This is a genomic window from uncultured Paracoccus sp. (assembly GCF_947487305.1).
Taxonomy (GTDB): Bacteria; Pseudomonadota; Alphaproteobacteria; order Rhodobacterales; family Rhodobacteraceae; genus Paracoccus.
Window position 1 is genome coordinate 245,457 of the sequence record NZ_CANKWH010000004.1, and the last position, 12,538, is coordinate 257,994.

Below are 12,538 nucleotides of genomic sequence, written 5' to 3' on the forward strand. Positions count from 1 at the left end.
GGCGATGCAGGTGACAGTCCGGCCGGTCACGGCTGCCGACAAGGCAGGGTGGCAGGCGCTTTACGACGGTTATCAGCGGTTCTACGAACGCCCCGACCTGCCGCAATCCTTTTTCGATCACGCCTTCGACCGGCTGCTCTCGGGCGATCCGCGCGATTTTCACGGGCTGGTGGCAGAGGAGGACGGGCAGCTGCTGGGGCTGACGCATTACGTCTTTCACCCCAATCTCTGGCGTCCGGAAGGGGTCTGCTATCTGCAGGATCTGTTCACCGCGCCGCAGGCGCGCGGCAAGGGCGTTGCGCGCGCGCTGATCGAGGCGGTCTATGCGGCGGCGGATGCCAAGGGCGTTCCTGCGGTCTACTGGCTGACGGCCGAGAATAACTATCCCGGCCGCATGCTCTATGATCGCCTGGCGGTGAAATCGCCCTTCATCCGCTATAACCGCCCGCTTTAGGCAGCCTTCTCGACGGCGGCGACGATGCCGTCGACGACCTCGCGCAACATGGTCTCGTCCTCGGCCTCGGCCATCACCCGGATCAGCGGCTCGGTGCCCGATTTGCGGATCAGCACCCGGCCCGAACCGTTCAGCCGCCGCTCGGCCTCGGCGATCACCGCCTTGACCGGTTCGGTCGACAAGGGATCGGCCCCGGCGGCATAGCGGACATTCTTCAGCATCTGCGGCACCGGGTCGAACTGGCTGACCAGCTGGCTGGCGGGCTGGCCGCTATCGGCCATGGCGGCGAGGAATTGCAGCCCCGCGATCAGCCCGTCGCCGGTGGTGGCGTAATCGGTCATGACGATATGGCCCGACTGCTCGCCGCCGAGGTTGAAGCCCTGACCGCGCATCCGCTCGACCACATAGCGGTCCCCGACCTTGGTCCGTTCAAGCCGCAAGCCGCGCCCCTGCAGATAGCGTTCGAGCCCCAGATTGGACATGACGGTCGCCACCAGCGCGCCGCCTTTCAGCCGGCCCGCATCGGCCCAACGGCTGGCCAGCAGCGCCATGATCTGGTCGCCATCGGCCAAACGGCCCTTTTCGTCGATGATCGCCACCCGGTCGGCGTCGCCGTCAAGGCTGATGCCCAGATCGGCGCCATGTTTCAGCACCGCTTCGGCGCAGGCCTCGGGATGGGTGCTGCCGCAGCCCTCGTTGATGTTGAGGCCATTGGGCTCGACCCCCACCGGGATCACCTCGGCGCCCAGTTCCCACAGCACATCCGGCGCGGCGCGATAGGCGGCGCCATTGGCGCAATCCACGACCACCTTCAGCCCGTCCAGCCGCTGGCCGGTGGGGAATGTGGTCTTGGCATATTCGACATAGCGCCCGCGCCCGTCATCGATGCGCTTTGCGCGCCCGATATTCTGCGGCTGCGCCAGGTCGAAGCTGCCGGCGACGATACGCTCGATCTCGGCCTCGGCCTCGTCGGACAGCTTGAAGCCGTCGGGGCCGAAGAACTTGATGCCGTTGTCCGCCGCCGGGTTGTGGCTGGCCGAGATCATGATCCCCACATCCGCCCGCATCGAGCGGGTCAGGAACCCCACCGCCGGGGTCGGCACCGGACCCAGAAGCAGCACGTTCATACCGGTCGAGGTGAGTCCGGCGGTCAGTGCGTTCTCGATCATGTAGCCCGACAGGCGGGTGTCCTTGCCGATCACCACGCGGTGGCCGTTGCGCCCGTCGCGGCGGAAATAGCGGCCGGCGGCGGCGCCAAGACGCAGCGCCATTTCGGCGGTCATGGGAAAGGTATTCGCGCGGCCCCTGACGCCGTCGGTTCCGAAAAGCTTCCTGCTCATTCTTGTTCTGCCCTGTACTCGTTGACGGCTGCCCAAAGCCGCAGTCCCTGTTTCATCATGGCCACGTCATGGACGCGGTGAATCTGTATGCCCTGCGCCAGCGCCTCGATGGTCAGCGCCAGGGTGCCCGGCCCGCGATCCGCTGCGACCTCGGCCCCGCCGACGGTGCCGATGAAGCGTTTGCGCGAGACGCCCAGAAGGATCGGGCAACCCAAAGCATGAAACAGCGAGATGCGCCGCAGGATGGCAAGATTATGCGCCTCGGTCTTGCCAAATCCAATGCCCGGATCGATCACGATCCGGTCGCGGCGAATACCCGCCTGAACCGCCCGGTCTATCCGCGCCTTGAGCGCGTCATAGACATCCAGGAGCACATCGCCGTAGCGCGGATCGTCCTGCATGGTCTCGGGCAGGCCCTGCGCGTGCATCAGGCAGACGGGAACGCCGGCCTCGGCCACGAGGCCGGGCAAAGCGGGGTCAAAGTCGAAGCCCGAGACATCGTTGACCATGCCCGCGCCGGTGTCCAGCGCCGCCCGCGCCACCCCGGCCTTGCGGGTATCGACCGAGATCGGCGCGCGGCCCCGCGCGGCGTCGATCACCGGCAGGATGCGCGCAAGCTCTCGATCCTGCGGCATCTCTGCCGCGCCGGGGCGGGTGGATTCGCCGCCGATGTCCAGAATATCGGCGCCATCTGCGATCAACGCCAAGGCCTGCGCGCCCGGATCATAGGCGCCGCCATCCGAGAAGCTGTCCGGCGTGGCGTTGACGATGCCCATGAGGCGCGGGCGATCGAGGGTGAGACCGAGGATCGGCGCGCGGGGGGCGGTCAGCGCAGCGATCACCTCGTCCGGGGCTGTGTCGCTAATGCGGGGCAACGCGCCGCGCTGAAGGATCTCGAGCTGCGAGAAGCGGGTCCAGCCACCGGCCAGCGGCCAGCGCCCGGTCAGGGGCGCGGGGATAGGGCGATAATAGAGCGGATCGGTCATGGCAGGCGGGCGATGGTGAGATCAGAGCCGGCAGGGGCGTCGGGCAGGGATGTGCCCTCGGGCAGGGCCAATTCCAGCCGCTCGGCATTCAGCCGCCCGGCCAGCCAGAGTGCAAGTTCTACAGTGTCGGCGGAAAGGGCGATCTCGTCGGCCACCATGCGATAGGGCGCCCAGACCGTGGACAAGCCATTGGCGATGGACCAGTCCATCTCGGTGCGGCTGTCTGAGACATCCAGCCCCAGCCGCCCGGCCAGCGCCCACGCCGCCTGATCCAGCGCCAGAAGCGCGATCCGGCGCTGATCGCCCGTTGACGGCAGCGGCAGGCCCGGCGCGGCGGGCACGATCACCGCCCCGGCGGGCGAGGTCAGCGGCCGGTCGGTGCCGAGATGGATCACCACGGGACGACGCGTCACGGCCTCGGCGGTGACCCGGCCCTTCTGGCGGATGATCGACAGGCCAAGCGCGCCGGGCACCCGGTCGAGCTTCTCGATGGTCACGTCGATCCGGGCGGCACGTGGATGGGCCAGCACCTCGGCGGCGATCTTCTCGGCCAGCGTTTCGAGCAGGTTGTAACGCTGATCGGCCAGTCCGGCGGCAACCGCATCGGTCAGCACGTCATAGGAGAGGATCTGATCCACCTGGTCGCCGGCGCCCGAAACCCGCTGGCCCAGTTCCACGGTCAGGTTGAAGCGCAGGCGTTGTGTCTGGCCGCGCTCGGACTGGAAGGCGCCGATATCGGCACTGACCAGATAATCGCGCAGATGAAGGCGGTCGGGGTGATCCATGCGCCCCGTTATCCGGCAATTCCCGCCCCGCGCAAGGGGGATCGGGCCCGTTGGTCGCCGGGGCGCTGGTATTCCAGCGTCAACCGATTACAAACGGTTTCCTGTTACCTTGACCGTTCCAAGTCCGAGTGCCCATGCAGATCCTGTCCTTCACCATCCACCTGTTCAGCGGTGCCTTGCTGCTGCTCTTTGCCGTGCGCTTCATGCGGGTGGGGATCGAGCGGCAATGGGGCGGCGGCTTGCAGAGCCGGCTGCGCGACGGTGCCGGCACGGTCTCGCTTCTGGCCAAGGGCGGGGTGCTGGGCTTCGTGCTGCAGGGCGCCACCGTGGTCATGCTGATGGCGGCGGGGCTGGTCGGCAGCAATACCATTCCGATGGTCTCGGCGGTGCTGCTGGCGATAGGGGCCGATCTTGGTTCGGCCTTGGCGGTGCAGGTGCTGACCCTGCCGATCAGCGCCATCGGGCCGCTGCTTCTGGTCGTCGGTGGCTGGCTTTATCTCAATTCGGCCGAGGCTGGGCGGCGCAATATCGGCCGGGTGATCCTCGGTCTGGGGCTGATCTTCCTGTCGCTGCGGTTAATCCGCGAGGCGGTCGAGCCGCTGCAGGCGCTGCAGAACGCCAGCGGCGTGATCGGCGCGCTGAATGCCGATCCGGTGACGGCGGCGATCTGCGGGCTGGTGCTGACGCTGTTGATGCATTCGAGCCTCGCCGCCATCCTGACCGGCCTTGCCTTTGCGGCGCATGGAGCGCTCGGGCCGGTGGCGGGGCTGGGCTTCGTGCTGGGCTGCAACCTGGGCAGCGCGCTGCTGCCGCTGTGGCTGCTGAGAAACGAGGCCGGGCCGGGGCTGGCCGTGGCCCGCATCGTGGCGAGCTTGCGCTGCGGGTTGGGGGTGGTGCTGACCGCCGGTCTGGCGTTGGCGGGCGAGCAACTGGCGGGGCAGGTCGAGCTTTCTGCCCATGACGCCATGCTGGGCGGGCATCTGGGCTTCAACCTGTTCCTGCTGCTTCTGGCCCCTCTGGCCCGTCGGATGGCCGGGCGGGCCGAGCGCCGGGATGCAACGGGCGCCCACGCCCGCTTCACCCTGCCGGCCGATACATCTGACCCGACTCTGATCGTGGTGGCGCTGAAGACGCAGGTGGGGCGAATGCTCGAGATCCTGTCGACCATGTTCGCCCGCGCCATCTCCCATCCCCCCAACGCCGAGGGTGTGCGCGAGGCCGAGCGGCAGCTGAACACGGCGCTGGCCGAAACCCGCAACGCCTTTGCCGGCCTGCCGGAACTGCCCGAGCGGCAGGCAGCCGAAGTGCAGAACGCGCTGGAATTCTCGATCCGGCTGGAACGCTGCGGCGACATGATCTCGGGCAAGTTCCTCGAGGTGCGCCAGCAGGTCGAAAGCGGTGAATACCGTTTCACCGCCGAGGGCGCGGCCGAGATCGACGGGCTGATGGAGGCGCTGGATACCGGCCTTCTACTGGCGCGCAACGTGCTCTGGACCGAGGACGAGGAGGCGGCGCGGCAGCTGGTGCTGCACAAGCAGCGAGTGACGGGGCTGGAACAGCAGAGCCGCAACCGGCATCTTCAGCGCGTGGGTTCCGGCAACCTGACCAGCCTCAGTTCCAGCAACCAGCATCTCGAGCTGATCGCGGCGGTGAAAGAGATCAACAGCAAGCTGGCGACGGTCGGCTATGCGGTGCTGGAACGTCAGGGCCAGCTGGAGGCGACGCGGTTGAAGCCCACGGAGACCACCCTGCCGCCGCGGGCGCAGGCGGGATCGCAAAACTGACAAGGCGGGACCGAAGCCCCGCCTTGCCGATTTTCTACAGTTGGATGCGCTGACGCGAACCTCAGTTCGAGGCGATGCGCTGGCCGGTGCGATAGAAGATGTGACGGCCGATGCGGACGGTGCGCTCGAAGCGGCGCGACCAGGCCGGGCGCACGGCGGGGGTGTGGAAATAGGTGGCGCCGCCGGTCAGGTTGCCGGTGCCGCCCGCAAGGGCATTCTCGGCCACCTGCCGCACGCGCAGATAGGCGGCCTTGCTGCGGATGGTCTTGCGACCGCCGATCGTGTAGCTGAACTGGCTCGGCTGGTTGATGACGCCGCAGACCGAGTTCGGGAAACGACCGCTGGCGACGCGGTTCAGGATCACCTCGGCCACGGCGGCCTGACCCTGGCGACCCTCGCCGCGGGCCTCGAAATACAGCGCCTCGGCCATGCAATCCAGATCGCGGCCGGAATAGGCGGTGGTGGCGCGGGTCTTGTAGACCTGTTCCGGCCCGCCGGCGACCTGCACCGGCTCGGCATCGACATAAAGCAGCGGCTTGGGCCGCGGCATATCCATGGGCGCTGCGATTCCGTGCAGCGCCTGACCATCCGAAGAATAGACAGAGGGCAGGCCAGTGGCATTGGCCGAACCCGCAACAACCGCGGAAACAATCGCAACAGAGAGACAATGACGCATCAGCTTTGGCAGCAGCGAGTGCATGATCGGACCTGTATCGTCGTTTACATTGATGGGCCTGGTGCGGCCCGGGAACCGGTCAGAGCAGATGACCGGCTGAACTTCGACGATCTGGATAGGTGCAAGCGCGCCCGGCGATCTAGCGCACAGATGGGTGAGTTCCGGTTTCGCGATGCTGCAGCGCAGAATTGGCGATATCTCGCCGAGCCTCACGGCGATAACTGGCGAGAATCAGCAATTTGCACCCGATATTAGGACCGCTTCGGGCCTAATCGGGGAACCGTTTCGGGGGTTTATGGTCCGAATCGTTGTAGCTCGCCCGAATCGATTCCTGCGCGCCTGCCAACCTCGCGACCGGTACACGAAAGGGAGAGCAGGAAACATAGGAAAAGCCGGCGCGATGGCAGAATGCGATCGATTCCGGGTTGCCGCCATGTTCGCCACAGACCGACAGCGTGATGCCGGGCGTCTTCTGACGCGCACGCTCGGCCCCGATCATCAGCAATTCGCCCACACCCTCCTGGTCGAGGATGTGGAACGGGTCCTCGGCATAGACGCCCTGGCCAACATAGGCGCCCATGAAGCGCCCGGCATCATCGCGCGACAGGCCATAGGTCATCTGCGTCAGGTCATTGGTGCCGAAGGACAGGAAGGCGGCATGGGCCGCGATGTCGCCGGCGCGCAGGGCGGCGCGCGGGGTCTCGACCATCACCCCCAGCCGATAGGTGAAATCGGCGTGCATCTTGTTCCTGACCTCGGCGGCCACGGCATCGACCCGGTTCTTGACCAGCTCGACCTCGCGCATGGCCGAGACCAGCGGGATCATGATCTCGGGCACCACGGGGTCGCCCTTGCGACCGGCCAGCGCGGTTGCCTCGAAGATGGCGCGGGCCTGCATGTCGTAGATCTCGGGCATGACGATGCCGAGGCGGACCCCGCGCATCCCCAGCATCGGGTTGAACTCGGACAGCGCATCGACGCGGCGCATGACATCCGACAGCGGCAGGTCCAGCGACTCGGCCAGCTCGCGCATGCCCTCGCGGTCATGGGGCAGGAATTCGTGCAAGGGCGGATCGAAGAGGCGGATCGTGACCGGCAGCCCGGCCATGATCTCGAAGAGCGCGGCGAAATCGTCGCGCTGCATCGGCAGGATGCGCGCCAGCGCCAGCCGCCGGTCCTCGGGCTTGTCGGCAAAGATCATCTCGCGCATGGCCGGCAGGCGCTCGGCGTCGAAGAACATGTGCTCGGTCCTGCAGAGGCCGATGCCCTGCGCGTTGAACATGCGCGCGGTGCGGGCATCCTCGGGCGTGTCGGCATTGGCGCGGACATCGATCTGGCGGAACTCGTCGGACCATTCCAGTAGCTGCGCGAAACTGTCATCCAGCGCCGGTTCCAGCATGGCGGCGGCGCCGGCCAGCACCTCGCCGGTGGTGCCGTCGATGGTGATTTCCTCGCCCTCGCGGAAGCTGCGGGTGCCGGCGCGCAGGGTGCGGGCGCGCGGGTCTATGCTGATCCCCGAGGCGCCAACGATGCAGGGCAGGCCGAGGCCGCGCGCGATCACCGCGGCGTGGCTGGTCATGCCACCGCGCTCGGTCAGCACCGCGACCGAGGCGTGCATGCCGCGGATATCCTCTGGCACGGTCTCGCGGCGGACCAGTACACAGGGCTCGCCCCGCGCGGCGCTGGCCTGGGCGGCGGTGGCCGAGAAGACGATCTTGCCGGTGGCGGCGCCGGGGCTGGCATTGATGCCGCGCGCGATCAGGTCGCGCGGCGCGCGCGGATCGACCTGGTGGTGCAAGAGGTCCGACAGCGCCCGCGGCTCGACCCGCATCAGCGCCTCTTCCGGCGGGATGATCCCGTCCTTGGCCAGCGCCACCGCGATCCTGACCGAGGCGCGCGAGCTGCGTTGCAACCGCACCGCGTCGATGATCGAGACGCGGCTGTCATTCACCACGAAATCGATCATCATCTCTTCGCGCAGACGCTCGCGCGCGGCGACGCCAAAGCGGACCAGGTCGGCAAAGACCTCGGGCGCGGCCTCTTCCAGCGAAAGCCCGCGCGGATCGCGGGTCAGGTAAAGCGTCTCGGCGGCGGCGGTGCGCACGCTGCCCTGCATCTGGCCACGGAAGCGGCCGGTGATGCGCGGCGCGCCAGTGACCGGGTCGCAGAACTGAATGGTGCCTGTGCCGCAGAAGCCCGGGCCGATCCCCAGCGCCATTTCCTGCACCACCAGCCCCAGCGGCGCATCGGCCGGCGCGCCCTTGGCCTGGCGCAGCAGCCGCGCGGTCGGACCGTCCCAGGCCCGCGCCATCGAGCGCAGCACCTCGGCCAGTTGCACGGCGGGGTTCTGCGGGAATTCCTCGTCCATCTCGTCGGCATAGGTGCGCAGCGCCTCGCGCAGCGCGCCCTCGCCCTCTTGCGCGAACATGTCAGGGTCGAGGCGGGCGATGTGGATGGCATATGCCTGCACGAAGCGCAGGTAGATGGCATCGGCGGCCTCGGCCCCGATCCGCCCGATCAGCCCCTGGTGGCAGTTGTCGTTGATGCCGACGTTCAGCACCGTGCCCGGGCCGCCCCATTCGGGGTTCAGCGCCGAGGGCCGCACGCTGACCAGCCCGCTGGCGGGCTGGCCGGGGCATTCGGTGCTGCTGAGCAGGCTCGCCAGCATGTCGATGTCGGGCGGATGGCCGGCGGCGATCTTCTGCACGCTGTCGGCGGAAATCGCATGGCTGCGCGGCACCGGCAGTTCCATCCGCACCAGCCGCTGCAGGCATTTGGCGCGCCAGCCATGACGTGTCCGGTCGATCCCCGCCGAAGGCGTGATCAGGGTCGCGTCAATGGGTGCCGCCGTCATCATAACCCCATAGGAATAGCGCGTTATGGCAATGCTGCAAGTGCGAACAACACGGCGGCGGCGAAATCGGCACCGAACGGGGGCCGCCGCCCGAGGGCGGCAGCGGCGTTACAGCCAGTCCAGCACCACCTTGCCGGCCTCGCCCTTGCGCATGGCGGCGAAGCCGGCCTCGAACTCGTCGATCGGCAGGCGGTGGGTGATCAGCGGCGTCAGATCCAGGCCCGACTGCACGAAGGCGATCATCTTGTACCAGGTCTCGTACATCTCGCGGCCATAGATGCCCTTGAGATGCAGCATCTTGAAGATGACCTTGTTCCAGTCGATCTCGAAGCCGGTGGGCGCAATGCCCAGGATGGCGATCTTGCCGCCATTGTTCATCAGGTCGATCATCTGGCGGAAGGCGGGTGCCGCACCCGACATTTCCAGACCGATATCGAAGCCCTCGGTCATGCCGATCCGCGCCATCACTTCGCGCAGGTCCTCGGCTCTGGTGTCGATGGCATAAGGCACGCCCAGCTTGCGCGCGAGATCCAACCGGGTGGGGTTGATGTCGGTGATCACCACCTTGCGGGCCCCGGCGCGCTGCGCCACCAGCGCGCCCATGATGCCGATCGGCCCGGCACCCGTCACCAGAACATCCTCGCCCACGCAATCAAAGCTCAGCGCGGTATGAACGGCATTGCCGAACGGATCGAAGATCGCCGCGATCTCGTCGGGCACGTCCTCGGGGATCGGCACGACGTTGCTTTCCGGAAGGCACAGGTATTCGGCAAAGGAACCGGCGCGCTGAACACCGACGCCCAGGGTGTTGCGGCACAGATGCCCACGCCCGGCGCGGCAGTTGCGGCAGGCGCCGCAGGTGATGTGACCCTCGCCCGAGACGCGCTGCCCCGGCCTGAAGCGGGTGACGGCGCTGCCGGTATCGGCGATGACGCCCGAGAACTCGTGACCGGTGACCAGCGGCACCGGCACGGTCTTCGCCGCCCAGGCATCCCAGTTCCAGATATGCACATCGGTGCCGCAGATCGCGCTTTTGCCGACGCGGATCAGCACCTCGTTCGGGCCGGGCTCGGGAACCGGCACCTCTTCCATCCACAGGCCGGGCTCGGGGCGCGACTTGACCAGCGCGCGCATCATGTTGCTCATTGGATCACCTTCAGCTCGCGGCCGGTTTCGATGAATGCGGCAATGGCCGCCGACAGGTCGGCCTCGCTGTGGCCCGCCGACATCTGGGTGCGGATGCGGGCCTGTCCGCGCGGGACGACGGGGAAGGAGAAGGCGGTGACATAGACGCCGCGTTCCATCATGCGGGCGGCAAACTCGCCGGCCAGATGGGCATCGCCCAGCATCACCGGGATGATCGGATGCCCGGCACCGGCCAGCGTGAAGCCCGCCGCGCCCATCTCTGCCCGGAAGCGTTCGGCATTGGCAGTCAGCCGCGCGCGCAAGTCGTCGCCCGCATCGATCAGGTCCAGCGCGGTCAGCGAGGCACCGGCGATCACCGGCGCCAGCGTGTTCGAGAAGAGATAGGGCCGCGAGCGCTGGCGCAGCATCTCGATCACCGGCGCGGGACCGGCGACATAGCCGCCCGAGGCGCCGCCAAGCGCCTTGCCAAGCGTGCCGGTGAGGATTTGTACCCGCTCGGCGACGCCGTGCAGGGCAGGGGTGCCGCGCCCGCCGGGGCCGGTCAGGCCGACCGCGTGGCTGTCATCGACCACCATCGTCGCATCATAGCGCTCGGCCAGTGCGCAGATCGCCGGCAGATCAGCGATCACCCCGTCCATCGAGAAGACGCCGTCCGTCACGATCAGCCGGTTGCGCGCGTCCTTCGCGGCAATCAGGCAGGCTTCCAGCTCGGCCATGTCGTTATTCGCATAGCGATGGCGCTGCGCCTTGCAGAGCCGCACCCCGTCGATGATCGAGGCATGGTTCAGCGCGTCCGAGATGATCGCGTCCTCGGGGCCGAGGATGGTTTCGAACAGGCCGGTATTCGCGTCGAAGCAGGAGGAAAAGAGGATCGCATCCTCGGTGCCCAGAAACCCGGCGATGCGCGCCTCGAGTGCCTTGTGCTCCTCCTGCGTGCCGCAGATGAAGCGGACCGAGGCCATGCCATAGCCATAGCGGTCGAGCGCGGCATGGCCGGCGGCGATCAGGTCGGGATGGTCGGCGAGGCCAAGGTAGTTGTTGGCGCAGAAGTTCAGCACCTCGCGGTCCGGCTGCACCTCGATGCGCCCGGCCTGCATCGAGGTGATGACACGCTCGGTCTTGAAAAGGCCATCGCTGCGGATCTGCTGCAATTCCGAGGTGAGGCGATCGGTCAGGCTCATCCCTGGGCTCCCTGAATCTTTACGATTGCCCCAGCTAGGTGTCAGGGCTTGATGCCGTCAACCGAGGATCGAGTGAATTCTGCCGCAAATCCGGGCAGATCGCGCGTCGCGCCCGGATCGCCCGACGGAAAAGGCCCGCCGGATGAACCGGCGGGCCTTCCATGGTCGCTCTGGCAGGGCTGGTCAGGCACCGCCCTCCACGATCGTCACCTTGGCCATATAATCGGGCGTGGCGACCGCGCCGTTGGCATTGCCGTCGCCCTTGGTGATGGCGTTCAGCACGTCCCAACCGTCGACCAGCTGGCCGACGACGGTATATTGCCCGTCAAGGAAGGTTGCCGGGGCCAGGTCGATGAAGAACTGGCTGTTGGCGCTGTTCGGGTCCTGGCTGCGGGCCATGCCGACGGTGCCGGCCTGGAACGAGACATCATTGAACTCGGCCGCGAGGTCGGGCAGGTCCGAGCCGCCCATGCCGGCCATCTTGGTGTCGCCACCCTGCTTGCCGTGCTGGACGTCGCCGGTCTGGGCCATGAAGCCGTCGATGACGCGGTGGAAGACCACGCCGTCATATTTGCCCTCCTTGGTCAGCGCCACCAGGCGCTCGACATGCTTGGGGGCCTTGTCGGCATAGAGGTCCAGCGTGATGGTGCCCTTGGCGGTGCCGTCGGCGCCGGCAACCTCGATCACCATGTTCGGGCCGGGACCGTCGGTGACACCGGGCAGACCCTCGGCCAGAACCGGGGTCGCCAGCAACAAAGCGGGGATCAGGGCCAGCTTACGCATCGGCGGCAACCTTGACCGAGATCATCCGGTCGGGATTTGCAGGCGGCTCGCCCCGGGCGATCTTGTCGACATGTTCCATGCCGTCGATGACCCGGCCGTAAACGGTGTATTGCCCGTTCAGGAAGTCATTGTCCTTGAAGTTGATGAAGAACTGGCTGTTGGCGCTGTTCGGGTTCGACGAACGCGCCGCCCCCAGCGTGCCACGCGAATGGGGCAGCTTGGAAAACTCGGCCGGCAGATCCGGCAGGTCCGAACCACCCGTGCCCGAACGGCCCGGATTGTAGTTCTTTTCCATGTTGGCGTGCTGCACGTCGCCGGTCTGGGCCATGAAGCCGTCGATCACCCGGTGGAAGGCCACGTTGTCATAGTGACCGGCGCGGGCCAGCTCCTTCATCCGCTCGGCGTGCTTGGGCGCCACGTCGGGCAGCAGCTCGATGGTCACGGGACCATCCTTCAGCGTGATGATGATGGTGTTCTCGGGATCCTTGATCTCGGCCATGGGGCCCTCCTTCAGGTTGGACATGGCAACGCAGATAGGCGTCGCCGGGT

General features: G+C 67.2%; 11 protein-coding genes. 2 read left to right on the forward strand and 9 right to left on the reverse strand.

Going from position 1 to position 12,538, the window contains the following annotated elements; genetic code table 11:
• Positions 1-4 precede the first annotated feature (4 nt).
• Positions 5-454, forward strand: a complete 450-nt coding sequence (locus Q1A36_RS07410) for a GNAT family N-acetyltransferase (protein WP_299841542.1) — start codon at positions 5-7, stop codon at positions 452-454.
• On the opposite strand, the gene glmM is transcribed toward Q1A36_RS07410, so the two are convergent.
• Genes glmM through Q1A36_RS07425 form a run of 3 tightly spaced genes read right to left on the reverse strand, consistent with a single transcriptional unit; the run spans position 451 to position 3,565 of the window.
• Positions 451-1,794, reverse strand: coding sequence for a phosphoglucosamine mutase (gene glmM, locus Q1A36_RS07415; RefSeq protein ID WP_299841543.1), 1,344 nt, complete (start codon positions 1,792-1,794; stop codon positions 451-453). The genes Q1A36_RS07410 and glmM overlap by 4 nt on opposite strands.
• On the reverse strand, positions 1,791-2,780 hold the full coding sequence (gene folP, locus Q1A36_RS07420; RefSeq protein ID WP_299841545.1) for a dihydropteroate synthase: 990 nt from the start codon (positions 2,778-2,780) through the stop codon (positions 1,791-1,793). The genes glmM and folP overlap by 4 nt, the downstream gene beginning before the upstream one ends.
• A complete protein-coding gene (locus Q1A36_RS07425) occupies positions 2,777-3,565 on the reverse strand; it encodes a dihydroneopterin aldolase (protein ID WP_299841546.1) in 789 nt (262 codons plus the stop codon). Before Q1A36_RS07425 ends, folP begins: the two co-directional genes overlap by 4 nt.
• Before the next feature lie 134 nt (positions 3,566-3,699).
• Here Q1A36_RS07425 and Q1A36_RS07430 point away from each other — a divergent pair, with 134 nt between their 5' ends.
• Positions 3,700-5,349 (forward strand): Na/Pi symporter, encoded by a 1,650-nt coding sequence (locus Q1A36_RS07430; protein WP_299841616.1) that lies wholly within the window; start codon positions 3,700-3,702, stop codon positions 5,347-5,349.
• A 61-nt stretch (positions 5,350-5,410) separates the two neighbouring features.
• Here Q1A36_RS07430 and Q1A36_RS07435 read toward each other — a convergent pair whose 3' ends face one another.
• The 6 genes from Q1A36_RS07435 to Q1A36_RS07460 all read right to left on the reverse strand — a co-directional run bounded on the left by Q1A36_RS07435 (position 5,411) and on the right by Q1A36_RS07460 (position 12,488).
• Positions 5,411-5,905, reverse strand: coding sequence for a cell wall hydrolase (locus Q1A36_RS07435; RefSeq protein ID WP_299841548.1), 495 nt, complete (start codon positions 5,903-5,905; stop codon positions 5,411-5,413).
• A 388-nt stretch (positions 5,906-6,293) separates the two neighbouring features.
• Entirely contained in the window at positions 6,294-8,879 is a 2,586-nt protein-coding gene (locus Q1A36_RS07440; RefSeq protein WP_299841550.1) for a putative PEP-binding protein, read from the reverse strand.
• A 108-nt stretch (positions 8,880-8,987) separates the two neighbouring features.
• On the reverse strand, positions 8,988-10,013 hold the full coding sequence (gene tdh / locus Q1A36_RS07445; protein ID WP_299841618.1) for an L-threonine 3-dehydrogenase: 1,026 nt from the start codon (positions 10,011-10,013) through the stop codon (positions 8,988-8,990).
• An 8-nt stretch (positions 10,014-10,021) separates the two neighbouring features.
• A complete protein-coding gene (locus Q1A36_RS07450) occupies positions 10,022-11,206 on the reverse strand; it encodes a glycine C-acetyltransferase (protein ID WP_299841552.1) in 1,185 nt (394 codons plus the stop codon).
• A 183-nt stretch (positions 11,207-11,389) separates the two neighbouring features.
• The gene (locus tag Q1A36_RS07455; RefSeq protein WP_299841554.1) at positions 11,390-11,989 is read right to left on the reverse strand and encodes a peptidylprolyl isomerase; all 600 of its coding nucleotides are present in this window, start codon (positions 11,987-11,989) and stop codon (positions 11,390-11,392) included.
• Positions 11,982-12,488, reverse strand: coding sequence for a peptidylprolyl isomerase (locus Q1A36_RS07460; RefSeq protein ID WP_101754173.1), 507 nt, complete (start codon positions 12,486-12,488; stop codon positions 11,982-11,984). The genes Q1A36_RS07455 and Q1A36_RS07460 overlap by 8 nt, the downstream gene beginning before the upstream one ends.
• Between the last annotated feature and the right edge of the window lie 50 nt (positions 12,489-12,538).

Bases quoted from the DNA above. Each gene is read 5' to 3' on its own strand.
- Q1A36_RS07410 (WP_299841542.1), top strand. From the start codon at position 5: ATGCAGGTGACAGTCCGGCCGGTCACGGCTGCCGACAAGGCAGGGTGG.
- glmM (WP_299841543.1), bottom strand. From the start codon at position 1,794: ATGAGCAGGAAGCTTTTCGGAACCGACGGCGTCAGGGGCCGCGCGAAT.
- folP (WP_299841545.1), bottom strand. From the start codon at position 2,780: ATGACCGATCCGCTCTATTATCGCCCTATCCCCGCGCCCCTGACCGGG.
- Q1A36_RS07425 (WP_299841546.1), bottom strand. From the start codon at position 3,565: ATGGATCACCCCGACCGCCTTCATCTGCGCGATTATCTGGTCAGTGCC.
- Q1A36_RS07430 (WP_299841616.1), top strand. From the start codon at position 3,700: ATGCAGATCCTGTCCTTCACCATCCACCTGTTCAGCGGTGCCTTGCTG.
- Q1A36_RS07435 (WP_299841548.1), bottom strand. From the start codon at position 5,905: ATGGATATGCCGCGGCCCAAGCCGCTGCTTTATGTCGATGCCGAGCCG.
- Q1A36_RS07440 (WP_299841550.1), bottom strand. From the start codon at position 8,879: ATGACGGCGGCACCCATTGACGCGACCCTGATCACGCCTTCGGCGGGG.
- tdh (WP_299841618.1), bottom strand. From the start codon at position 10,013: ATGCGCGCGCTGGTCAAGTCGCGCCCCGAGCCCGGCCTGTGGATGGAA.
- Q1A36_RS07450 (WP_299841552.1), bottom strand. From the start codon at position 11,206: ATGAGCCTGACCGATCGCCTCACCTCGGAATTGCAGCAGATCCGCAGC.
- Q1A36_RS07455 (WP_299841554.1), bottom strand. From the start codon at position 11,989: ATGCGTAAGCTGGCCCTGATCCCCGCTTTGTTGCTGGCGACCCCGGTT.
- Q1A36_RS07460 (WP_101754173.1), bottom strand. From the start codon at position 12,488: ATGGCCGAGATCAAGGATCCCGAGAACACCATCATCATCACGCTGAAG.